The organism is Streptomyces sp. MRC013 (genome assembly GCF_023614235.1).
GTDB lineage: Bacteria > Actinomycetota > Actinomycetes > Streptomycetales > Streptomycetaceae > Streptomyces.
Genome location: NZ_CP094264.1, coordinates 423,650 through 446,749, shown reverse-complemented (window position 1 = coordinate 446,749; position 23,100 = coordinate 423,650). Strand labels below are relative to the sequence as shown.

General features: G+C 74.8%; 20 protein-coding genes and 3 pseudogenes. 18 read left to right on the top strand and 5 right to left on the bottom strand.

Annotation, left to right across the window (positions count from 1 at the left end; all coding sequences use genetic code 11):
* Positions 1–42: 42 nt before the first annotated feature.
* Together LUW75_RS02060 and LUW75_RS02055 are read right to left on the bottom strand one after the other, a co-directional pair.
* The gene (locus LUW75_RS02060) at positions 43–909 is read right to left on the bottom strand and encodes an SCO6745 family protein (protein WP_462933682.1); all 867 of its coding nucleotides are present in this window, start codon (positions 907–909) and stop codon (positions 43–45) included.
* Between the two features lie 41 nt (positions 910–950).
* Entirely contained in the window at positions 951–1,694 is a 744-nt protein-coding gene (locus LUW75_RS02055) for an enoyl-CoA hydratase/isomerase family protein (protein ID WP_250334093.1), read from the bottom strand.
* A gap of 271 nt (positions 1,695–1,965) precedes the next feature.
* Between LUW75_RS02055 and LUW75_RS02050 the strand changes: the two are divergent.
* Positions 1,966–2,446 (top strand): annotated as a pseudogene (locus LUW75_RS02050) (ATP-binding protein).
* A gap of 71 nt (positions 2,447–2,517) precedes the next feature.
* Here LUW75_RS02050 and idi read toward each other — a convergent pair.
* From idi to LUW75_RS02035, 3 genes and pseudogenes are all read right to left on the bottom strand, one after another.
* Complete coding sequence (idi, locus tag LUW75_RS02045) at positions 2,518–3,111, bottom strand: isopentenyl-diphosphate Delta-isomerase (protein WP_250334092.1); 594 nt, start codon at positions 3,109–3,111, stop codon at positions 2,518–2,520.
* A 114-nt stretch (positions 3,112–3,225) separates the two neighbouring features.
* Positions 3,226–3,759, bottom strand: a pseudogene (locus LUW75_RS02040) (GNAT family N-acetyltransferase); the annotation flags it as partial.
* Positions 3,760–3,950: 191 nt separating this feature from the next.
* Entirely contained in the window at positions 3,951–4,889 is a 939-nt protein-coding gene (locus LUW75_RS02035) for a cation diffusion facilitator family transporter (protein WP_250334090.1), read from the bottom strand.
* 379 nt (positions 4,890–5,268) lie between these two features.
* On the opposite strand from LUW75_RS02035, the gene LUW75_RS02030 reads away from it, so the two are divergent.
* The 17 genes and pseudogenes from LUW75_RS02030 to LUW75_RS01950 all read left to right on the top strand — a co-directional run bounded on the left by LUW75_RS02030 (position 5,269) and on the right by LUW75_RS01950 (position 23,094).
* Complete coding sequence (locus LUW75_RS02030) at positions 5,269–7,080, top strand: DUF5941 domain-containing protein (RefSeq protein WP_250337513.1); 1,812 nt, start codon at positions 5,269–5,271, stop codon at positions 7,078–7,080.
* The gene (locus LUW75_RS02025) at positions 7,077–7,814 is read left to right on the top strand and encodes a phosphocholine cytidylyltransferase family protein (RefSeq protein ID WP_250334089.1); all 738 of its coding nucleotides are present in this window, start codon (positions 7,077–7,079) and stop codon (positions 7,812–7,814) included. The genes LUW75_RS02030 and LUW75_RS02025 overlap by 4 nt, the downstream gene beginning before the upstream one ends.
* Positions 7,802–8,863 (top strand): iron-containing alcohol dehydrogenase family protein, encoded by a 1,062-nt coding sequence (locus LUW75_RS02020; RefSeq protein WP_250334088.1) that lies wholly within the window; start codon positions 7,802–7,804, stop codon positions 8,861–8,863. Before LUW75_RS02025 ends, LUW75_RS02020 begins: the two co-directional genes overlap by 13 nt.
* Positions 8,841–9,620, top strand: coding sequence for a CDP-alcohol phosphatidyltransferase family protein (locus tag LUW75_RS02015; protein ID WP_250334087.1), 780 nt, complete (start codon positions 8,841–8,843; stop codon positions 9,618–9,620). The genes LUW75_RS02020 and LUW75_RS02015 overlap by 23 nt, the downstream gene beginning before the upstream one ends.
* 4 nt (positions 9,621–9,624) lie before the next feature.
* A complete protein-coding gene (locus LUW75_RS02010) occupies positions 9,625–10,497 on the top strand; it encodes a glycosyltransferase family 2 protein (protein WP_250334086.1) in 873 nt (290 codons plus the stop codon).
* 109 nt (positions 10,498–10,606) lie between these two features.
* A complete protein-coding gene (locus LUW75_RS02005) occupies positions 10,607–11,536 on the top strand; it encodes an ABC transporter permease (RefSeq protein ID WP_250334085.1) in 930 nt (309 codons plus the stop codon).
* Positions 11,529–12,331: pseudogene (locus LUW75_RS02000) on the top strand (ABC transporter ATP-binding protein). The gene LUW75_RS02005 and the pseudogene LUW75_RS02000 overlap by 8 nt, the downstream one beginning before the upstream one ends.
* A 304-nt stretch (positions 12,332–12,635) precedes the next feature.
* Positions 12,636–13,532 carry a squalene synthase HpnC gene (gene hpnC, locus LUW75_RS01995; RefSeq protein WP_250334084.1) on the top strand — a complete coding sequence of 299 codons (897 nt, stop codon included), beginning with the start codon at positions 12,636–12,638 and terminating at the stop codon, positions 13,530–13,532.
* Between the two features lie 8 nt (positions 13,533–13,540).
* On the top strand, positions 13,541–14,479 hold the full coding sequence (gene hpnD, locus LUW75_RS01990; protein WP_462933681.1) for a presqualene diphosphate synthase HpnD: 939 nt from the start codon (positions 13,541–13,543) through the stop codon (positions 14,477–14,479).
* 40 nt (positions 14,480–14,519) lie between these two features.
* On the top strand, positions 14,520–15,890 hold the full coding sequence (gene hpnE / locus LUW75_RS01985) for a hydroxysqualene dehydroxylase HpnE (RefSeq protein ID WP_250334082.1): 1,371 nt from the start codon (positions 14,520–14,522) through the stop codon (positions 15,888–15,890).
* Positions 15,887–16,987, top strand: coding sequence for a polyprenyl synthetase family protein (locus LUW75_RS01980; RefSeq protein ID WP_250334081.1), 1,101 nt, complete (start codon positions 15,887–15,889; stop codon positions 16,985–16,987). The genes hpnE and LUW75_RS01980 overlap by 4 nt, the downstream gene beginning before the upstream one ends.
* A 160-nt stretch (positions 16,988–17,147) precedes the next feature.
* A complete protein-coding gene (gene shc, locus LUW75_RS01975) occupies positions 17,148–19,133 on the top strand; it encodes a squalene--hopene cyclase (protein WP_250334080.1) in 1,986 nt (661 codons plus the stop codon).
* Positions 19,130–19,825 carry a phosphorylase family protein gene (locus LUW75_RS01970; RefSeq protein ID WP_462933780.1) on the top strand — a complete coding sequence of 232 codons (696 nt, stop codon included), beginning with the start codon at positions 19,130–19,132 and terminating at the stop codon, positions 19,823–19,825. Before shc ends, LUW75_RS01970 begins: the two co-directional genes overlap by 4 nt.
* A 5-nt stretch (positions 19,826–19,830) precedes the next feature.
* Positions 19,831–20,853 carry an adenosyl-hopene transferase HpnH gene (hpnH, locus tag LUW75_RS01965; RefSeq protein WP_250334079.1) on the top strand — a complete coding sequence of 341 codons (1,023 nt, stop codon included), beginning with the start codon at positions 19,831–19,833 and terminating at the stop codon, positions 20,851–20,853.
* 10 nt (positions 20,854–20,863) lie between these two features.
* On the top strand, positions 20,864–22,249 hold the full coding sequence (locus LUW75_RS01960; protein WP_250334078.1) for an aspartate aminotransferase family protein: 1,386 nt from the start codon (positions 20,864–20,866) through the stop codon (positions 22,247–22,249).
* Positions 22,250–22,307: 58 nt separating this feature from the next.
* On the top strand, positions 22,308–22,919 hold the full coding sequence (locus LUW75_RS01955) for an XRE family transcriptional regulator (RefSeq protein ID WP_250334077.1): 612 nt from the start codon (positions 22,308–22,310) through the stop codon (positions 22,917–22,919).
* 19 nt (positions 22,920–22,938) lie between these two features.
* On the top strand, positions 22,939–23,094 hold the full coding sequence (locus LUW75_RS01950) for a DUF6126 family protein (RefSeq protein ID WP_250334076.1): 156 nt from the start codon (positions 22,939–22,941) through the stop codon (positions 23,092–23,094).
* Positions 23,095–23,100 lie beyond the last annotated feature (6 nt).

The window sequence follows — 23,100 nt, the reverse complement described above, 5'->3', positions numbered from 1 at the left end:
GCGCGCACGCGCCCGGCACCGGCCGGGCGCGTGCGCGGGCGGTCACCTCCGGCCGGTGACGCGGGACGGGAAGGCGCCGGCCGCGGCCACCGCCGCGAGGAAGCCCTCGGCCAGCTCGGTGAGCCGCTCGACCCGGGCCGCGCCGAGGCGGGCGTACGGCGCCGCGTCCAGCCGGTCGGTGTGCTCCTCCACCTCCTCGCGCAGCGCGGCCCCCCGCCCCGGTGAGCGCGCCCTCCCCGTCCACCAGCCCGCGCTCGCGCAGGCGCTCCACCGCGGCGTCCCAGTCGGACCGCTCCCAGCCCCGGGAGAGCAGCAGCCAGTCCGGTGAGCCCCCTCTCCGGTCGCGGTGTGGCTGACGAGGGACTCCAGCGGGTCGAGGCCGGCGCTCAGCAGGGCGGTCATGTGGACGTCGCCGCGGTGCTCGCGCAGCAGCATCGCCGCGTGCCAGTACGCGAGGTGCGGGGCGTCCGGCACGGGCAGGTCGGCGTGGGCGGCGTACAGCGGCCGGGCGTGCCGGGCGCACGCCTCCGCGGCGTGCAGGGCCAGCTCGGCGGCCTCCGCCATCCCGGCCGAGCCGGCGGCGTCGCCGAGCACCCGCCGCACGAACCGGTCGGCCGCGCGCAACCGCGCCGCGAGCACGTCCGCAGGGGAGGCGGTGTCCCACACGGCGGGCAGGTGGCGGGCTATGAGGGCGTGGTTGAAGTTGTAGAAGGTGCCGGCCACCACCCCGGGGCCCACCGCGCCCATCGCGGCGGCCCGCCCCGCGAAGTAGGCGGCGTACGGGTCGGTGACGCCGAGGCCGCCCAGCTCCTCGCCGAACTCGGGGGAGAAGTAGACGGCGGCGTGGAAGAGGTTGACCGGGCGGTGGCAGCGGCGCACGGCCCGGGACGGCGGAGTCGTCTTCGTCATGCCGCACACGTTAACGGCAGGCCGTTCCGGAGGGGGGGCGGTCAGCCCCGGTAGGTGAAGTGCGGCCGCCGCCGCTCCAGGAACGCGGCGACGCCCTCGGCCCGGTCGCCGCTCCCGGCCGCCTCCCGCGCCCAGTGCGCGTCCCGTCCGGTCAGACCGGCGGCGAACTCCTTCGCGGCGGCCTGCGTCAGCGGCGACCGCGACAGCAGCACGCGCGCGAACGCCTCGACCCGTGCGTCCAGTTCCCCGGTCGGCAGCACCTCGTCGACGAGGCCGGTGCGCAGCGCCCGCTCGTCGTCGATCAGCTCGGCGGAGAACAGCAGGTACTTCGCGGTGGCCGGCCCCACCAGGGAGACCAGCCGCCGGGTGGAGGAGGAGGGGTAGACGACGCCCAGCTTCGCGGGGGTCACCCCGAACCGGGCCCCCGCCTCAGCGAACCGCAGGTCGCAGGCGGCGGCGAGCTGACAGCCGCCCCCCACGCAGTAGCCGCGCACGGCGGCGAGCGTCGGCCGGGGGAAGGCGGCCAGGGCCTCCTCGGCGCACACGGCCAGCGACGGCTGGCGGTCGTCCGGTTCGTGCAGCGTCGAGATGTCGGCCCCGGCGCAGAACGTGTCCCCCGCGCCCGTCAGGACCAGCGCCCGCACCTCCCGGTCGGCGGCCAGCTCCTCCAGCAGCTCCGGCAGGGCCCGCCACATGGCGGCGGTCATGGCGTTGCGCTTGGCCGGGTTGCTGATGACGACGGTCGCGACCCCGTCCGTGACGCGGTGCTCCAGCTGCGGCTCCATGCGCCGGATGCTATCCGCGGACGCCGCCGCGTCCCTCCCGGTCGTACGGCGCTGGAGGCGCGGCGGCCGCACACCGGCCGGGCGCCGCCGCGTCACCGGCCCGGTGCCCGGCGGACGCGGTCTCCGGGGACGCAGGACCGGACGGTTCGGAAAACGCCCGAGGACGGCCGAATCCGCAAGCGCCGTTTCCCGAAGCGAACGGAAGAAGCTGACGGACAGTCAATTTCGATCGGTCATCCGGGTCCCGTCCCAAGGGGCCGACACTCGACCCGTGGCGACGATCGAGCACGAGAGCGGGAGCCGGACCAGGCGGAGCGGCGGAGGAGTCCCGGCCCGGCCGCCGTCGTGGGAGAGGGTCCGGCGCTTCACCGCACCGGCGGTGGACGCCTCCGTACCGCAGGCCAGGCAGGCCGTCCGGGACCTGCTGGAGCGCCAGGGGCTCCCGGTCGCCGGCGACGTCGCCCAGGACCTGCTGCTGATCGTCTCGGAGCTGGCGACCAACGCCGTACGGCACGCGGCGCCGCTCTCCCCCGCGGATGGCGGTGGAGGTCGCGGTCGGCGCCGAGTGGGTGCGCATCGCCGTCGAGGACGACCACCCGTACCGGCCGAAGGCACTGCGCGCCGACCCCGGCGGGACCGGCGGACGGGGCCTGTTCCTGGTCGAGGAGATCACCCGCGAGGCCGGGGGCGCCTGCGACGTCGAGCGCACCGCGAGCGGCGGCAAGGTCGCCTGGGCGGTGCTGCCCCGGTGACGCGCGCCCGGCGGCCCCTCCGGGCACGGACGCCCCCGGCCCCGTACGGCCGGGAGCGCGCCGCCGGGCGTTCACCAGCCGCCCGTCGCCCCCGTCAGCTCCTTGACGGCCGGACGGGCCGCGTCGAGGACGGTCGTGAACCAGGCGGAGAACGGCGCCGACGCGTGCCGCTCGGCCAACTCCGCCGCCGTCACGAACGCGGTCTCCTCCACCTCCCGGGGGTCCGGCCGCGGCGCGTCCCGCACCCTCCCCACGAAGAGGTGGTTGTACTCCTGCTCCACCAGGCCCGACGCCGGGTCCGGGTGGTTGTAGCGGACGGTCCCCGCCTCGGCCATCAGCGAGGGCGACACGCCCAGCTCCTCGGACACCCGCCGCGCGGCCGCCGCGAACGGCGCCTCCCCGGGGTACGGATGCCCGCAGCAGGTGTTCGACCAGACACCCGGCGAGTGGTACTTGCCGAGCGCCCGGCGCTGCAGCAGCAGCCGCCCCTCCCCGTCGAAGAGGAACACCGAGAAGGCCCGGTGCAGCCGGCCGGGTGCCTGGTGCGCCGAGAGCTTCTCGGCGGTGCCGATGGTGCCGCCGTCCTCGTCGACCAGCTCCAGCATGATCGGCGGAGCGGCTCCGCTCGGCGAACTGTTCGCCGCGGTGGCGGGTGTGGTCGGCATAGCCATCCTTCGCATCGGTTTTCGGCCCTGTGGGCGATCTCCAGTCTGCCGTACGAAAACCGTCCGCCGGTGTAGCGCCCCCGCGTCCGGCCGGCCGGACGCGGGGGCGGCTGCTCAGACGCCGAAGGCGGGCGGGTAGGCGATCGTGCCCGAGGGCGGCTCGCCCCCGGCGTCCAGCCGGAGCGCCATCATCGCCTCGTCCGGCACGTCGAAGGACGCCCGGATCCCGTACCGCGAGGCCGGGACGAAACCGAAGCGGGGGTAGTACCCGGGGTGGCCGAGCACCAGCACCAGCGGCTCGCCGGCGAGCCGTGCGGCGTCCAGGACCGCCCTTACGACGGCCTGGCCGGCGCCCCGCCGCTGGTACGGCGGGGCGACCGCCACCGGGGCCAGCGCCGCGGCCGGGGCGTCCCCGACACGGCAGCGGGTGATCAGCGCGTACGCCGCGACCGTGCCGTCCGGCGCCTCGGCGACGTACGACAGGCCCGGCAGCCAGGCGCCGGGATCGGTGCGCAGCGCGTCGACGAGGTCGGCCTCGGCGGAGGTCTCGAAGGCCGCGGCGTTCACCGCGTACACGCGGGGGCGGTCGGCGTCCGTCTCGGGACGGGTCGGCCAGCGGACCGGGGAGGGGGGAGGGACTGGGCGGAGTCGTGGGACAACGTGGAAACCCCTTGGAGGAGAGGGCCCCGGCCTGTCGTGTCAGCCGGACACCCGGGAAGCGGAGTGGACACGGGCCTGGCGGCCGCCGAAGGCGGCGCCCACTAGCGCGGTCATGGCCCCCGCCTCCTCTCCTCGTCCGGTGCGGGTGTCTCCCGGCCGCAGCCTAACAGCCGGGTGGATCAGTGGCACAGGCCCGCTTCGTGCACCGCGTATCCGCTCGGCTCCAGCTGGAAGGTGCAGTGCTCCACGTCGAAGTGGCCCACCAGGCATTCCCGGAGGTCGTGCAGCATCTTCTCCTGGCCCCCGCCGTCGAGCACGCTCCCCTCCACGACCACGTGCGCGGACAGTACCGGCATCCCCGAGGTGATCGTCCAGGCGTGCAGGTCGTGGACGTCCTCCACCCCCGGCAGCGCCAGCAGGTGCGCCCGCACCTGTGTCATGTCCACGTCCTTCGGCGCCGACTCCAGCAGCACGTCCAGCGTCTCCCGGAGCAGCTTCACCGTCCGCGGGACGATCATCACGGCGATCACCAGCGACGCGATCGGGTCCGCCGCCTGCCACCCCGTGGTCATGATCACCCCGGCGGCCACCAGCACCGTCACCGACCCCAGCGCGTCCGCCATGACCTCCAGGTAGGCGCCGCGCACGTTGAGGCTGTCCTGCTGCCCGCGCACCAGCAGCGACAGGGACACCGCGTTCGCGGCCAGGCCGACCAGGGCGAAGACGACGGTGAGCCCGCCCCTCGTGTCCGCCGGTGTGACGAACCGCTGGACCGCCTCGAGCAGGACGTACCCGCCGGCCCCCAGGAGCAGCAGGCAGTTCGCCAGCGCCGCCAGGATCTCGGCGCGGGCGTAGCCGTACGTGCGGTTCGCGGTGGCCGGGCGGTTCGCCATGTGGATGGCGAGCAGCGCCATGCCCAGGCCGACCGCGTCGGTCGCCATGTGCGTCGCGTCCGCGATCAGGGCGAGCGAGTCGGCGAGGACGCCGCCGACGATCTCCACGACCATCACGCAGACCGTGATGGCGAGGGCGACCCGCAGTCGCCACCGGTGCGCGGCGCCGGCCGTACCGGTCGGCGGCCCTCCGTGCGTGTGCCCGTGGTGGTGCCCAGCCCCCATGAGGTCGCCTCCCGATCAGGTCAGTGACTGCCTTCCGGGCGGCAGTCAACTACGGGCGGGGGGTAGGGGCAAGCCGACGCTGAAGACCGTTGTCATCCCCTCTGACCTGTACTTCTCCGAAGCCGCGACGGCCCTGGGGCCGCCCCGCGCGGAACCTCCCGGCCCACCACCGCCCGGGGCGGCCCGGACCCGGGGTTTGTGGGCCGAGCCGGTGATCGACGATGATGGCCCCGCCCGTCGGGCCGGGCGCCGCCCCACGGGGAAACCTCGGTGAGCTGCGCCTTCCGTCCATCCGATAGCCTCTGCCGACGTGCCGCCGCCCGCGACCGGGCCGAGCCGCCGCGCCCCAGCAGCTGTCAGCTCCAAGGAGTGAGTTCGTCTGTCGACCGCCATCCTCACCGGTCCTCCGGTCCCCGGATCGCCGCTCGAGGGCGATCTGCGGTCGCTGGGCTTCGAGGTCCGCACCGCCGCGGACCCGCGGGAGACCGCCGCGCTGCTCGCCGCCGTACCGGCCGGTGAGCGCGTCGCCGTCGTCGACCCGCGCTTCGTCGGCCACCGGCACGCCCTGCGGCTGGCCCTGACCGACCCCCGCTTCGCCGCGGGCGCGGCCCCGGGCGCGCTCACCGCCCGGCCGGAGGCCCGCCCGTCCCTGGCCCGCGCCCTCGCGGCCCTGCCCGCCGGCGCCCCCGGGCCCGACGGCAGGCCCGCGACGCTCCCCGACGCGCTCGCCGCCGCGCTGGAGGCCGACGGCGTCGCCGTCCACCGGCCCGATTTCGGATCACTGGTCGCCGCCGTACCGGTCGGCCCGCAGACCCGCAAGGAGACCCGCGACGCCGTCGCGGCCGTGGACGAGGAGGCGGTGCGCCTGCGCTCCGCCGTGAAGTCCCGCGACGGGTTCTTCACCACCTTCTTCATCAGCCCCTACTCGCGCCACATCGCCCGCTGGTGCGCCCACCGGGGCCTCACCCCGAACCAGGTCACCACCGCCTCGCTGGTCACCGCGCTGGCCGCGGCCGGCTGCGCGGCCACCGGCACCCGCGGCGGCTTCGTCGCGGCCGGGCTGCTGCTGCTGGTCTCCTTCGTCCTGGACTGCACGGACGGGCAGCTCGCCCGCTACTCCCTGCAGTACTCGACGCTCGGCGCCTGGCTCGACGCCACCTTCGACCGGGCCAAGGAGTACGCGTACTACGCGGGCCTCGCCCTCGGCGCCGCCCGCGGCGGCGACGACGTGTGGGCGCTCGCCCTCGGCGCGATGGTCCTCCAGACCTGCCGGCACGTCGTGGACTTCTCCTTCAACGAGGCCAACCACGACGCCGTGGGCAACACCAGCCCCACCGCCGCCCTCTCCGACCGGCTCGACGGCGTCGGCTGGACGGTCTGGGCGCGGCGCATGATCGTCCTCCCGATCGGCGAGCGCTGGGCCATGATCGCGGTCCTCACCGCCGTCGCCACCCCGCGCGTCGTCTTCTACGCCCTGCTCGCCGGCTGCGCCTTCGCCGCCTGCTACACCACCGCCGGACGCGTCCTGCGCTCCCTCACCCGCAGGGCGAGCCGCACCGACCGCGCCGCCCGGGCCCTCGCGGACCTCGCCGACAGCGGAGCCCTCGCGGAGGCCGCCGCGAAGGCGCTGAGCCCCGCGGCCCGTCCGCTCGGCGGCCGCACCCCCTACGCCCTCGCCGGCGCCGCCGTGCTGCTGGCCGCCGCCTGCACCGCCCCGCTCGGCGGCCCCCTCGTCGTCCTGGCGGCCGTCCTGTACGCCGTGGCCTCCGGCGCCGCGGTGGCCCGCCCCCTGAAGGGGGCCCTCGACTGGCTCGTACCGCCCGTGCTGCGCGCCGCCGAGTACGCCACCGTCCTCGTCCTCGCCGCCCGCGCCGGCGCCCCCGGCGTCCTTCCGGCGGCTTTCGGGCTGGTCGCGGCCGTCGCCTACCATCACTACGACACGGTGTACCGCATCCGCGGCAACGCCGGCGCGCCGCCCGCCCGGCTGGTGCGGGCGCTCGGCGGCCACGAGGGGCGCACCCTGCTGGTGGCCGTCCTCGCCGCCCTCCTGGCGACCGGCGGCGGAGACGGCTTCGCCCTGGCGCTCGCCGCCCTCGCCGGCGCCGTGGCGCTGGTGGGGCTCGCGGAGTCCATCCGCTTCTGGGTGTCCTCCGGAGCACCCGCCGTACACGACGAAGGAGAACCCGCATGATCGGCCTCGTACTCGCAGCCGGTGCCGGACGGCGTCTGCGTCCCCACACCGACACGCTTCCGAAGGCCCTCGTGCCGGTCGACGGGGACAAGACCGTCCTCGACCTCACCCTCGCCAACTTCGCCGAGGTCGGCCTCACCGAGGCCGCGATCGTCGTCGGCTACCGCAAGGAGGCCGTGTACGAGCGCAGGGCCGCCCTGGAGGCCGCGTACGGGGTGAAGCTCACCCTGATCGACAACGACAAGGCCGAGGAGTGGAACAACGCCTACTCCCTGTGGTGCGCCCGCGACGCGCTGCGGGAGGGCGCGATCCTCGCCAACGGCGACACCGTCCACCCCGTCTCCGTCGAGCAGACCCTCCTGGCGGCCCGCGGCGGCGACCGGCGGATCATCCTCGCCCTCGACACGGTGAAGCCCCTCGCCGACGAGGAGATGAAGGTCGTCGCCGAGGACGGCCTCGGCGTCCGCCGCATCACCAAGCTCATGGACCCGGCCGCCGCCACCGGCGAGTACATCGGCGTCACCCTCATCGAGCCGGAGGCCGCCGGCGACCTCGCCGACGCCCTGAGGACCACCTTCGAGCGCGACCCCGACCTGTACTACGAGGACGGCTACCAGGAGCTCGTCCACCGCGGCTTCCGGATCGACGTGGCCCCCGTCGGAGACGTCCGCTGGGTGGAGATCGACAACCACGACGACCTGGCGAAGGGCCGTGAGATCGCGTGCCTGTACTGACCCGGCTCATCCCCTCGCCGGTCGTCGTCGACATCAGCCGCGGGGCGATGGACGACCTGGCCGGCATCCTCGCCGACCAGCGGGTCTCCGCCTCCGGCAAGCTCGCGATGGCCGTCAGCGACGGCTCCGGCCGCGCCCTGCGGGGGAAGCTGGAGCCGCTGCTGCCCGACGCCCGCTGGTACACGGTCGAGGACGGCACCATCGACTCCGCCGTCCGCCTCGCCGACGCCATCCGCGGCAAGCGGTACGACGCGGTCGTCGGCGTCGGCGGCGGCAAGATCATCGACGTGACGAAGTACGCCGCGGCCCGCGTCGGCCTGCCCATGGTCGCCGTCGCGACGAACCTCTCCCACGACGGCATCTGCTCGCCGATCGCCACCCTCGACAACGACAACGGCCGCGGCTCCTACGGCGTGCCCTCGCCCATCGCCATGGTCGTCGACCTCGACGTGATCCGGGACGCCCCGGTGCGGTACGTGCGCTCCGGCATCGGCGAGGCGATCTCCAACCTCTCCGCCATCGCCGACTGGCAGCTCTCCCACCGGATCACCGGCGAGAGCGTCGACGGCCTCGCCGCGGCCATGGCCCGCACCGCCGGGGAGTCCGTGCTCCGCCACCCCGGCGGCGTCGGCGACGACGAGTTCCTCATCGTGCTGGCCGAGGCACTGGTCCTGACCGGCGTCGCCATGTCGGTCAGCGGGGACAGCCGGCCCGCGTCGGGCGCCTGCCACGAGATCAGCCACGCCTTCGACCTGCTGCACCCGACCCGCCGCGCCTCCCACGGCGAGCAGTGCGGGCTCGGCGCCGCCTTCGCGATGCACCTGCGCGGCGCCCGCGACGACGCCGGCCTCTTCGCCGAGGTCCTGCGCCGGCACGGGCTGCCGGTGCTGCCCGAGGAGATCGGGTTCACCCCGGACGAGTTCGCCGCGACCGTGGCGTACGCGCCGCAGACCCGCCCCGGGCGCTTCACGATCCTGGAGCACCTCGACCTGTCCACCGACCAGATCAGGGACGCGTACGCCGACTATGCCAAGACCATCCGTAGCTGAACTCCGCCCGGTCGTCCACCCGGCCGGGGTCAAGGACCGCCGCAGCGGAGAGCACTGGGGCGGCCGCCTCTACATGCGCGAGATCTCGCTGCGCGTCACCCGGTACCTGGTCACCACCCGGGTCACCCCGAACCAGCTGACGTACGCGATGACCCTCGCGGGCGTCCTCGCAGCCCCGGCCCTCCTCGTCCCGGGCGTCCCCGGGGCGCTCCTGGGCGCGCTGATGGTCCAGCTGTACCTGCTGCTCGACTGCGTCGACGGCGAGGTGGCCCGCTGGAAGAAGCAGTTCTCGCTCTCCGGGGTGTACCTCGACCGGGTCGGCGCCTACCTGTGCGACGCGGCGGTCCTGGTCGGCTTCGGCCTGCGCGCCGCCGACCCGTGGGGCGGCGGCCGGATCGACTGGCTGTGGGCCTTCCTCGGCACCCTGGCCGCCCTCGGCGCGATCCTGATCAAGGCGGAGACCGACCTCGTCGGCGTCGCCCGGCACCAGGGCGGCCTGCCGCCGGTGAAGGACGCCGCGGCAGAGCCGCGCTCGTCCGGGATGGCGCTGGCCCGCCGGGCCGCCGCGGCGCTCAGGTTCCACCGGCTCGTCCTCGGCATCGAGGCGTCGCTGCTCATCGTGGTCCTGGCGGTCGGGGACGCGGTCAGGGGCGACCTGTTCCTCAGCCGCCTCGGCGTCGCCGTCCTCGCCGGCATCGCGCTGCTGCAGACGCTGCTGCACCTGGTGTCCGTCCTCGCGTCGAGCAGGCTGAGGTGACCGCGTGAAGCTCGGTGCCGTCATCATCACCATGGGCGACCGCCCCGACGACCTGAACGCCCTGATCGAGTCCGTCGCCCGCCAGGAGGGCGAGCCGGTCGAGGTCGTCGTCGTCGGCAACGGCGCCCCCGTCCGCGGGGTCCCCGGCTGGGTCCGCACCGTCGAGGTGCCCGAGAACCTGGGCATCCCCGGCGGCCGCAACGTCGGCATCGAGGCGTTCGGGCCCGACGGCTCCGACGTCGACGTGCTGCTCTTCCTCGACGACGACGGGCTGCTGCCCGAGAGGAACACCGCGGAGCTGGTCCGGCGGGCGTTCGCCGCCGACCCGCGGCTGGGCATCCTCAGCTTCCGCATCGCCGACCCGGAGACCGGGGTCACGCAGCGGCGGCACGTGCCCCGGCTGCGCGCCTCCGACCCGATGAGGTCCTCCCGCGTCACGACGTTCCTCGGCGGCGCGAGCGCGGTGCGCACCAAGGTCGTCGAGCAGGTCGGCCCGCTGCCCGGCGAGTTCTTCTACGCGCACGAGGAGACCGACCTGGCCTGGCGCGCCCTGGACGCCGGCTGGACGATCGAGTACCGGTCCGACATGGTGCTCCACCACCCCACGACGGCCCCGTCCCGGCACGCCGTGTACCACCGCATGGTCGCGCGGAACCGGGTGTGGCTGGCGCGCCGCAACCTGCCCGCGCCGCTGGTCCCCGTGTACGTCGGGGTGTGGTTGCTGCTCACCCTCCTGAGGCGCCCGTCGGGGGCCGCGCTGAAGGCGTGGTTCGGAGGCTTCAGGGAGGGCTGGACGACGCCCTGCGGGCCCCGGCGGCCCATGAGGTGGCGCACGGTGTGGCGCCTCACCCGGCTGGGCCGCCCGCCCGTCATCTGACAAGCTCGGAACCGGCGCGACCGGTGCACGGGAAGGGCCGCCGCCCTCCGCCGACACCACCCGCCGCACCCCTCCCGCCCCCGCACCGTGAACACGAAAGTTTCGACCTGTGAGTGAGACAACCCACGACCGGCCGGTCGCCGTGAGTGTCCCGCCCTCGCCCGACGACGGCCTGACGCCGGCGGAGCTGGCCGCCAGGTACGGCCTGTCGGTGAGCGGCGCCCGCCCGGGCCTGGCGGAGTACGTACGGCAGCTGTGGGGACGGCGCCACTTCATCCTGACCTTCTCCCGGGCGAAGCTCACGGCCCAGTACAGCCAGGCCAGGCTCGGCCAGCTGTGGCAGGTCGCCACGCCGCTGCTGAACGCCGCGGTGTACTTCGCGATCTTCGGCCTGATCCTGGAGGCCGGCAAGGGCATGGAGAAGAAGGTCTACGTCCCGTTCCTGGTGACGGGCGTCTTCGTGTTCATGTTCACGCAGACCTCCGTCATGTCCGGCGTGAAGTCGATCTCCGGCAACCTGGGCCTGGTGCGGGCGCTGCACTTCCCGCGCGCCTCGCTCCCCATCTCGCTGGCCCTGCAGCAGCTGCAGCAGCTGCTGTACTCGATGCTGGTGCTGTTCGTCATCGCGGCGCTGTTCGGCAGCTACCCGTCGCCCGCCTGGCTGCTGATCGTGCCCGCGCTGGCGCTGCAGTTCACGTTCAACACCGGCCTCGCGCTGGTCATGGCGCGGCTCGGCAGCAAGACCCCGGACCTCGCGCAGCTGATGCCGTTCGTCATGCGGACGTGGATGTACGCGTCGGGCGTGATGTTCTCCATCCCGATCATGCTCCGGGACAAGCCGGCGTGGATCGCCGAGATCCTGATGTACAACCCCGCGGCGATCTACATGGACCTCGTCCGCTTCGCGCTGATCGAGGGCTACACCTCCGACAACCTGCCCGACCACGTCTGGGCGGCCGCGGTGCTGTGGGCGGTCGTCGTCGGCGTCTCCGGGTTCGTGTTCTTCTGGAAGGCTGAGGAGCGGTACGGCCGTGGCTGACGACATCGAAGGCGCCCACCCCGCCGGGGCGCGCATCCCCACCGTCATCGCCGACGACGTGCACGTCGTGTACCGGGTCAACGGCGGCGGCGCCGCCGGCAGGGGCAGCGCCACGGCGGCGCTCAGCCGGATCCTCCGCCGCGACAGGGGGAGAGCCGCGGCGTGCGCAAGGTGCACGCCGTGCGCGGCGTCTCCTTCGTCGCGTACCGGGGCGAGGCCATCGGCCTGATCGGCACCAACGGCTCCGGCAAGTCCACCCTGCTCCGCGCCATCGCAGGCCTGCTGCCCACCGAGAGGGGCAAGGTCTACACCGACGGCCAGCCCTCGCTCCTGGGCGTCAACGCCGCGCTCATGGGCGACCTGACCGGCGAGCGCAACGTCATCCTCGGCGGCCTCGCCATGGGCATGTCCAGGGAGGAGATCAAGGAGCGCTACCAGGACATCGTCGACTTCTCCGGCATCAACGAGAAGGGCGACTTCATCACCCTGCCCATGCGGACCTACTCCTCCGGCATGGGCGCCCGGCTCCGCTTCGCCATCGCCGCCGCCAAGAACCACGACGTCCTCATGATCGACGAGGCGCTGGCCACCGGCGACCGCAAGTTCCAGATCCGCTCCGAGGAACGCATCCGCGAACTGCGCAAGGAGGCCGGGACGGTCTTCCTCGTCAGCCACAGCAACAAGTCGATCCGCGACACCTGCGACCGCGTCCTATGGCTGGAAAAGGGCGAACTCCTGATGGACGGGCCGACCGACGAGGTCCTCCGGGCCTACGAGAAGGAGACCGGCCGCTAGCCGGACTCGACCGGAAAACGCACGTCACGCCGCCGGGGCCCGGCCGGATCGTCCGGACCGGGCCCGCGTCGTGGGTGCGCACCGCGAGCCGAATCGATCACCCGCGTCGAACGGCGTAAGCTGTACCGGTTCGTTTCACGCCATGTGCGGTAACGGTCCGAAGACCGGCGGCGTGTCCGGAATGGGATGTATCGGGTTCGCAGTGTAGAACGGGAGACGTGACGGCAATGACGGAGAATCCCCGGCCGGCCGAGGGGCCCGCCGTCCCCGTGCCGGGCCGCCGCCGGTGACGGGTGCCCGACGGATGAGCCCCGGTGCCCCCGCACGCACGACCCTCGACAAGGCCGCGGACGAGAACTTCCCCGTGGCCCCGTTCTTCCTGCCGCGCGCCTGCCGCGCCGACCTGATGGCCGTCTACGGCTTCGCCCGCCTCGTCGACGACGCCGGCGACGGCGACCTCGCCCCCGGCGGCGCCGACGCCCGCCTCCTCGGCGCCCGCCCCGACGACGGGCCGGAGGCCCTGCTCGACGCCCTGGAGGCCGACCTGCTGCGCGTCTTCGACGACGCGGCCGGCGGCCCCCGCCACCCGCTGCTCGCCCCCCTGCGGACCACCGTGCGCCGCCACGCGCTCGACCCCGGGCCGTTCCTGGCGCTGGTCGAGGCCAACCGCAGGGACCAGCGCGTCCGCCGCTACCCGTCGTACGACGACCTCCTCGCCTACTGCGAGCTGTCCGCCAACCCCGTCGGCCGCCTCGTCCTGGGGATCAGCGGCACCGCCACCCCCGAGCGGATCCGCCGCTCCGACGCGGTCTGCACCGCCCTGCAGATCGTCGAGCACCTCCAGGACGTGGCCGAGGACCTCCGCCGCGACCGCGTCTACCTGCCCGCCGACGACATGGCCCGCTTCCACGTCACCGAGGCCGACCTGGCCGGCCCCACGGCCAACGCCTCGGTGCGGGCCCTCGTCGCGTACGAGGCGGAGCGCGCCCGCGCCCTGCTGGAGGAGGGAGCCCCGCTCGTCGGAAGCGTCCGCGGCCGGCTCCGCCTCCTCCTCGCCGGTTTCGTCGCCGGGGGCCACGCCGCGCTCGACGCGATCAGGGCCGTCCGGTACGACGTGCTCCCCGGGCCGCCCAGAGCCCCCCGGCACCGCCTGCTCCGCCGTGCGGGAGCGGTGTGGCGAGCAGCGCGCGGAGAGGGGTGACCGGGACCGTGGACACGACGACGGAGGCACCCCCGCCCGTCCGGGCCGCCTACGGCTACTGCGAGACCGTCACCGCGGGCCAGGCCCGGAACTTCGCGTACGGCATCCGCCTGCTGCCGACCGGGAAGCGGCGGGCCATGTCGGCCCTGTACGCCTTCTCGCGGCGCGTCGACGACATCGGCGACGGCTCCCTCGACCCCGGGGCCAAGCGCCGCCGCCTCGAAGCCGCCCGCGACGTCCTGGACCGGGTCAGGCGGGGCGCCGTCGCGGAGGACGACACCGACCCGGTGGCCGTCGCCCTCGCCGACGCGGCCCGCCGCTTCCCCCTTCCCCTGGAGGGCCTCGACGAGCTGATCGACGGCGTCCTGATGGACGTGCGCGGCCGGACCTACGAGACCTGGGACGACCTGCGGGTCTACTGCCGCTGCGTCGCCGGCGCCATCGGGCGCCTCTCCCTCGGCGTGTTCGGCACGACACCGGGCGCACGCGACGCCGCGCGCGCCCCGGAGTACGCGGACACGCTGGGGTTGGCCCTCCAGCTCACCAACATCCTGAGGGACCTGCGCGAGGACGCCGCCAACGGCCGCAGCTACCTCCCCGCGGAGGACCTCGCGAAGTTCGGCTGCTCCGGAGGCTTCCACACCGCCACACCGCCCCCCGGCGCCGACTTCCCCGGCCTCGTCCGCCACGAGGTGCGGCGCGCCCGCGCCCTGTTCGCGGAGGGGTACCGGCTGCTGCCCATGCTGGACCGGCGCAGCGGCGCCTGCGTCGCCGCCATGGCCGGGATCTACCGCCGCCTCCTCGACCGCATCGAGCGGGACCCCGGGGCCGTACTGCGCGGCCGGGTCTCGCTGCCGGGCCGGGAGAAGGCGTACGTCGCCGTGCGCGGCCTGTCCGGCCTCGACGCCCGCACGGCCGCCCGCCGCACCGGGAGGACCCGCCCGTGAACCCGCGCCCGACGCACCGAGGACACCCGGGGGGCCGCGGATGAGCGGCCGCCACGCCGTCGTCGTGGGCGGGGGCGTCGCCGGGACCACCGCCGCCCTGCGCCTCGCCGACGCGGGGCTGCGGGTCACCCTCCTGGAGGGCCGCCCCCGCCTCGGCGGACTGGCGTTCTCGTTCCGCCGCGGCGACCTCGCCGTCGACAACGGCCAGCACGTGTACCTGCGCTGCTGCACCGCGTACCGCTGGTTCCTCGACCGCGTCGGCGGATCGCACCTCGCACCCGTCCAGGACCGCCTCGACGTGCCCGTCCTGGACGCCGGCGGCCCGCGCGGCGCCCGCCTGGGCCGGCTGCGCCGCGCCGCCCTGCCCGTGCCCCTGCACCTGGCGGCGAGCCTCGCCGCCTACCCCCACCTGTCGCCCGCCGAACGGCTGGCCGCCGGCCGGGCCGCCCTCGCCCTGAAGTCCCTCGACCCCGCCGACCCCGCCCTCGACGCGACCGACTTCGCCGGCTGGCTCGCCCGCCACGGCCAGTCGCGCCGCGCCGTGGAGGCCCTGTGGGACCTCGTCGGCGTCGCCACCCTCAACGCCCCCGCCGCGCGCTCCTCCCTCGCCCTCGCCGCGACGGTGTTCAGGACCGGCCTCCTCTCCGCCCCGGGCGCCGCCGACATCGGCTGGGCCCGCGTCCCCCTCGGCCACCTCCACGACACCCTCGCCCGCCGGGCCCTCGAAGCCCGCGGCGTGCGGATCGCCGTCCGCACCAAGGCCGCCGCCGTCGCCCCCGCCGGCGGCGGCTGGACCGTCGACGTGCCCGGGGACTCCCTGGAGGCGGACCTCGTCGTCCTCGCCGTACCGCAGCGCGAGGCCCACGGCCTCCTCCCGCCCGGCGCCCTCGACGCCCCCGGCGACCTCCTGAGGATCGGCACCGCGCCGATCCTCAACGTCCACGTGCTGTACGACCGCCCGGTCCTGCGGCGCCCGTTCTTCGCCGCGATCGGGTCACCCGTCCAGTGGGTCTTCGACCGGACGGAGGCCTCCGGCCTCCGCGGCGGCGGCCAGTACCTGGCCGTCTCCCAGTCGGCCGCCGAGGACGAGATCGACACCCCGGTGGCCGACCTGCGCGCCCGCTACCTGCCGGAGCTGGAGCGGCTGCTGCCGCCCGCCCGGCACGCCCGTGTCGAGGACTTCTTCGTGACCCGCGAGCGGACGGCGACGTTCGCCCCCGCGCCGGGCGTCGGCCGGCTCCGCCCCGGCGCCCGAACTCGCCTGCCGGGCCTGTATCTTGCGGGCTCGTGGACCGCCACCGGCTGGCCCGCCACCATGGAAGGAGCGGTACGCAGCGGCCTCACCGCCGCGGCCGCCGCTCTCTCGGTCCTCGGCCGTCCCCACGTGCACCCGCTCGGGGAGGCGGCATGAGACCGAGTACAGGAAAAAGAGGAGAGACCGTGCCGACAGTGCCCCCGGCGAGCCCCGCCGTCGACGCAGCGGAGGTCGCCGCGCTGCTGGACCGCGGACGGACCCTGGCCACCCCCGTGCTGCGCGCGGCCGTGGACCGGCTCGCGAAGCCCATGGACACCGTCGCCGCCTACCACTTCGGCTGGATCGACGCCCTGGGGCGGCCCGCCGAGGGGGACGGAGGCAAGGCCGTCCGGCCGGCCCTCGCGCTGCTGTCCGCCGAGGCGGCCGGCGCCCCGCCGGAGACCGGCGTCCCCGGCGCCGTCGCCGTGGAGCTCGTCCACAACTTCTCGCTGCTGCACGACGACCTGATGGACGGGGACGAGCAGCGCCGCCACCGCGACACGGTGTGGAAGGTGCACGGGCCCGCCCAGGCGATCCTCGTCGGCGACGCGCTGTTCGCCCTCGCGGGCGAGGTGCTGCTGGAGCTCGGCACCGTCGAGGCCGGCCGCGCCACCCGCCGGCTGACCGCCGCCACCCGCAAGCTGATCGACGGCCAGGCGCAGGACATCTCCTACGAGCACCGCGAGCGGGTCACCGTCGAGGAGTGCCTGGAGATGGAGGGCAACAAGACCGGCGCCCTGCTGGCCTGCTCGGCCTCCATCGGCGCCGTCCTCGGCGGCGCCGACGACCGCACCGCCGACGCCCTGGAGGCGTACGGCCACCACCTCGGCCTCGCCTTCCAGGCCGTCGACGACCTGCTCGGCATCTGGGGCGACCCGGAGTCGACCGGCAAGCGGACCTGGAGCGACCTGCGCCAGCGCAAGAAGTCGCTCCCGGTCGTCGCCGCGCTCGCCGCCGGCGGGCCGGCCTCCGAGCGCCTCGGCGAACTGCTCGCCGCCGACGCCAAGTCCCAGGACCTCGACGCGTTCTCCGAGAAGGAGTTCGCCGCCCGCGCCGCCCTCATCGAGAAGGCCGGCGGCCGCGAGTGGACCGCCGAGGAGGCCCGCCGGCAGTACGCCGTCGCCCTCGGGGCGCTGGACGGCGTCGACATGCCGGGCCGGGTCCGGGACCGGTTCACCGCGCTCGCCCACTTCGTCGTCGTACGGAAGCGATGACCGCGGCCGGCAGCGCGCCCGGGGCCGCCCCCTCCCCGGGCCGAGGAGGCCGATCCGGCACATATGACGTCGCGGTCGGCGGCCGGTGCCGTGCGCGTGGCGCACGGCACCGGCCGACGGCAGACCCGCAGCAGCACGTCCACTGCACGAAGGGGAAGCCATGACAGCGACGACCGACGGGGGCGCGGGCCCCGCGACGGCCACGACCGCCGGGGTCCACCGCACGGCCGCCACCACCGCCGCCGGGACGGACCTGGGCACCGCCGCGGAGACCGCGATGCGCCGCTCCGTCGACCACCTCCTCGGCCGGCAGGACGCCGAGGGCTGGTGGAAGGGGGACCTGGAGACCAACGTCACCATGGACGCCGAGGACCTGCTCCTGCGCCAGTTCCTCGGCATCCGCGACGAGGCCACCACCGAGGCCGCCGCCCTCTTCGTCCGGGGCGAACAGCGCGAGGACGGCACCTGGGCCACCTTCCACGGCGGTCCCGGCGACCTCTCGGCCACCATCGAGGCGTACGTCGCCCTGCGCCTCGCCGGGGACGCGCCCGACGCCCCGCACATGGCCCGCGCCGCCGCCTGGGTCCGCGGACACGGCGGCATCGCGGCGAGCCGCGTCTTCACCCGGATCTGGCTGGCGCTGTTCGGCTGGTGGAGGTGGGAGGACCTGCCGGAGCTCCCGCCCGAGATGATCTACCTGCCGCCCTGGTTCCCGCTGAACGTCTACGCCTTCGGGCAGTGGGCCCGGCAGACGATCGTGCCGCTCACCGTCGTCTCCGCCAAGCGCCCCGTCCGCCCCGCACCCTTCGCGCTGGACGAACTGCACACCGACCCGCGCCGCCCCAGCCCGCCGCGGCCCCTCGCCCCGGCCAACACCTGGGACGGGCTGTTCCAGCGGCTCGACGGGGCGCTGCGCCGCTACCGCCGGATCGCGCCGCGCGCCCTGCGCCGGGCCGCGATGAACGCCGCCGGCCGGTGGATCGTCGAGCGGCAGGAGAACGACGGCTGCTGGGGCGGCATCCAGCCCCCGGCCGTCTACTCGCTGATCGCCCTCCACCTCCTCGGCTACGACCTCGGGCATCCCGTGATGCGCGCCGGACTCGACTCGCTGGACCGGTTCACGGTCCGGCGCGACGACGGCGCCCGCATGGTCGAGGCGTGCCAGTCACCCGTCTGGGACACCTGCCTCGCCACCGTCGCCCTCGCCGACGCCGGGCTCCCGCCCGACCACCCCGCCCTCGTCAGGGCCGCCGACTGGCTCCTCGCCGAGCAGGTGGTGCGGCCCGGCGACTGGGCCGTGCGCCGGCCCGGCCTGCCGCCAGGCGGCTGGGCGTTCGAGTTCCACAACGACACCTACCCCGACATCGACGACACCGCCGAGGTCGTCCTCGCCCTGCGCCGGGTGCGTCACCCGGACCCGGCCCGGGTCGACGCGGCGGTCGAGCGCGGCGTCCGCTGGACCCTCGGCATGCAGTGCCGCGACGGCGCCTGGGCCGCGTTCGACGCGGACAACACCAGCCGCCTGCCCAACCGGCTGCCGTTCTGTGACTTCGGCGAAGTCATCGACCCGCCCTCCGCCGACGTCACCGCCCACGTGGTGGAGATGCTCGCCCACGAGGGCCGCGCCCACGACCCGCGCACCCGCCGGGGCGTCGCCTGGCTCCTCGCCGAACAGGACCCCCGGGGCTCCTGGTTCGGCCGCTGGGGCGTCAACCACGTCTACGGCACGGGCTCCGTCGTGCCCGCCCTCACCGCCGCGGGGCTGCCCGCCGCGCACCCGGCGATCCGGCGGGCCGTCGCCTGGCTGGAGTCGGTGCAGAACGACGACGGGGGCTGGGGCGAGGACCTCCGCTCGTACCGGGACGAGGGGTGGATCGGCCGCGGCGCATCCACGGCCTCCCAGACCGCCTGGGCGCTGCTGGCGCTGCTCGCGGCGGGGGAGCGGGACTCCGCCGCCGTGGGGCGCGGCGTGGCCTGGCTGGCCCGTACGCAGCGGGAGGACGGCTCCTGGGACGAGCCGTACTTCACCGGCACCGGCTTCCCCTGGGACTTCTCCATCAACTACCACCTGTACCGGCAGGTCTTCCCGCTCACCGCGCTCGGCCGGTACGTCCGCGGGGGACCCGCCGTCGGCGAGGGGCGCTGAGTGGCCCCCGGCCCCGGCCGGGCGCTCCGGCCCCCCGGCCCCCCGCGGCGGGAGCACCCCTTCCACCGCCGCCGCTGCTGGTCGCCTGCGCGCTCGGCATCGAGCACCTCGCCCTGCGCGGCGGCCGCGCGGCGGGCGGCGCGCGGGGCCGGGCGGTCCTGCTGCGCACCGGCATGGGGCCCGGGCGCGCCCGCCGCGCGGTGGCCGGCGCCCTGCGGGAAGGGCCGCTGCGCACCGCCGCCGTCGTCGCCTCCGGCTTCTGCGCCGGGCTCGCCCCCGGGATGCGCCCCGGCGACCTGGTCGTCGCCGACGAGACGCGCGGCCCGCACGGCGCCACCCCCTGCACGGCCCCCGAGGCGCTCGTGGCCGCCCTGGCACGGGCGCTGCCGGGACGGACGGTCCACACGGGGCCGCTGGCCGGATCCGACCACGTCGTACGCGGCCGGGAGCGGACGGCCCTGCGCGCCACGGGCGCACTGGCGGTGGACATGGAGTCCGCCGCCACTCTGCACACCGCGCTGGCGGCCGGGCCCCGGCCGGTTGCCGCCGTCCGGGTGGTCGTGGACGCCCCGGAGCACGAACTGGTCCGGATCGGGACGGTACACGGTGGAATATCAGCCTTCCGTGTTCTCCGTGCCGTCCTCCCCGCGTTCCAGGAATGGCACCGTTCCCTGCCGCCCCCCAGGAGGTGAGCCAGATGGCCATGCCGCTCCGCCAGACCGTCCGGGTCGGGACATATCTGCTCGGACAGAGGCTCCGCAAGCGCGAGAAGTTCCCCCTCATCGTCGAACTCGAACCGCTCTACGCCTGCAACCTGAAGTGCGAGGGCTGCGGGAAGATCCAGCACCCCGCCGGAGTCCTGAAGCAGCGCATGCCCGTCGCCCAGGCGGTCGGAGCGGTCCTGGAGTCCGGGGCGCCCATGGTCTCCATCGCCGGTGGGGAACCGCTGATGCACCCGCAGATCGGCGACATCGTGCGCCAGCTCGTCGCCCGCCGCAAGTACGTCTTCCTCTGCACCAACGCGCTGCTGCTCCGGCGCAGGATGGACGACTTCGCCCCGTCGCGCTACTTCGCCTTCGCCGTCCACATCGACGGGCTGCGGGAGCGCCACGACGAGTCCGTCGCCAAGGAGGGCGTGTTCGACGAGGCCGTCGCCGCGGTCAGGGAGGCGAAGCGCCGCGGGTTCCGCGTCACCACCAACTCCACCTTCTTCAACACCGACACCCCGCAGACCGTCGTCGAGGTCCTCGACTTCCTCAACGACGACCTCCGCGTCGACCAGATGATGATCTCGCCCGCGTACGCCTACGAGAAGGCGCCCGACCAGGAGCACTTCCTCGGCGTCGAGCAGACCCGGGAACTCTTCAGGAAGGCCTTCGCCGGCGGCAACCGGCGCCGCTGGCGCCTCAACCACTCGCCGCTGTTCCTCGACTTCCTGGAGGGCAGGGTCGACTTCCCCTGCACCGCCTGGGCCATCCCCAACTACTCCCTCTTCGGCTGGCAGCGCCCCTGCTACCTGATGGGCGACGGGTACGTCCCGACCTACCGCGAGCTCGTCGAAGAGACCGACTGGGACGCGTACGGCCGCGGCAGGGACCCGCGCTGCGCCAACTGCATGGCGCACTGCGGGTACGAGCCGACCGCCGTCCTCGCCACCATGGGCTCCCTGCGCGAATCCCTGCGCGCCGCCCGGGAGGCCCTCTCCGCCCGACAGGCCTGAGGAGCCGCACATGAGCACCGGTTTCGACCTCGGCGCGCTGCTCGCGGACCGCGCGTCCGAGCGGTACGGGCTGCACGCCCGGCACCTCAACCACCAGCTGCCCCGCATGTTGCACACCATCGGCTTCGACAAGATGTACGAACGTGCCGAGGGCGCCCACTTCTGGGACGCCGAGGGCAACGACTACCTCGACATGCTGGCCGGCTTCGGCGTCATGGGCCTGGGCCGCCACCACCCCGTGGTGCGCCGTGCCCTCCACGACGTCCTCGACCTCTCCCTGCCCGACCTCACCCGGTTCGACTGCGCCCCGCTGCCCGGCCTCCTCGCCGAGCGGCTGCTGGCCCACTCGCCCCACCTGGACCGGGTCCACTTCGGCAACAGCGGCGCCGAGGCGGTGGAGACCGCCCTGAAGTTCGCCCGCCGCGCCACCGGCCGCCCGCGCGTCCTGTACTGCGCCCACGCCTTCCACGGGCTCACCACCGGGGCGCTCTCCGTCAACGGCGAGGACTGCTTCCGCGACGGCTTCGCCCCGCTGCTCCCCGACACCGCGGTCGGGCTGGGCGACCTCGACGCCCTGGAGCGGGAGCTGGGGCGCGGCGACGTGGCCGCGCTGATCGTGGAGCCCGTCCAGGGCAAGGGCGTCCACGCGGCCCCGCCCGGCTTCCTGCGCGCGGCCCAGGACCTGCTGCACCGGCGGGGCGCCCTGCTCATCGCCGACGAGGTGCAGACCGGCCTCGGCCGCACCGGCGACTTCTACGCCTATCAGCACGAGGAGGGCGTCGAGCCCGACCTGGTCTGCGTCGCCAAGGCCCTGTCCGGCGGGTACGTGCCGGTCAGCGCCACCCTCGGCAGGGACTGGATCTTCCGGAAGGTCTACTCGTCGATGGACCGCGTCGTCGTCCACTCGGCGAGCTTCGGGTCCAACGCCCAGGCCATGGCCGCGGGCCTGGCCGTCCTCGCCGTCCTGGACGACGAGGACCTCGTCGGGAACGCCCGGCGCACCGGCGCCCTGCTGAAGTCCCGGCTCGCGGAGCTCGTCGACCGGTACGAGATGCTCCGGGAGGTGCGCGGGCGCGGCCTGATGATCGGGATCGAGTTCGGCCGGCCTTCGTCGCTGGCCCTGCGGGGCCGCTGGACGATGCTCCAGTCGGCCCGCAAGGGGCTCTTCGCACAGATGGTCGTCGTGCCGCTGCTGCAGCGGCACCGGATCCTCACCCAGGTCTCCGGCGACCGCCTCGAAGTGATCAAACTGATCCCGCCGCTGATCATCGGAGAGGAGGACGTCGACCGGTTCGTCACCGCGTTCACCGCCGTGATGGACGAGGCGCACAGCGGCGGTGGACTGGTCTGGGACTTCGGCCGCACCCTGGTCAGGCAGGCCGTCCTCAACCGCTGATTCTTGCCTCCGGGGCAAGAGATTTGCCTCAGAGGAAAATCGCTGGCGCAATGGTCCCATGACGACCCTCGAAGGGGAGCCGGCCGAAGGCGTGCCGGACGTCGCGCCCCGGTTGCGCGCCCTGCGCCGCCGCAGGGGCCTGACCCTGGAGGCGGCCGCCCGGCGCGCCGGGCTCTCCCCGGCACACCTGTCCCGTCTGGAGACCGGTCGGCGCCAGCCCTCGCTGCCGATGCTGCTCGGGCTCGCCCGCACCTACGGTACGACGGTGTCCGAGCTGCTCGGCGAGGCGGCCCCCGCCGCGGACCCGGTCGTCCGCGCCGGCCGGGCCGAACCCGTGGAGGCCGGCGGCTGGACGTACTACCAGGCGGGCGCGGCCAACCGGGCCATGCAGGCGCTGCGCGTCGAGGTCCCGTACACCGGGCTGCGCGACGTGGTCCGGGTCCACCCGGGCGAGGAGTGGCTGTACGTGCTCGCCGGGCGCGTGCGGCTGGCGCTCGGCGACGCCGTGCACGTCCTCGACCCCGGTGACAGCGCCCACTTCGACTCGCTCACCCCGCACCGGATCGCCGCGGCCACCCGCGGCGGGGCCGAGCTGCTGTTCGTCCACACCCTCGTGCAGAGCCCCGCCGCCGACCTCTGCCTCGGCGACGTCACCGCCCAGCGACACTGAGACGACCGAGAGGTACACCATGCCCGAGCCGGAGAACCCGAACCCCATCCCCAGCACCCAGGAGCGGTGGATCAACCGCAACCTCGTGATACGGCTGTTCGCCTACCTGGTCGCGGGCCACCTCTTCGCGGCCTTCCTCTACCTGCTGTTCATGCTGGGCGGCCAGAACCGGTAGCCCCGC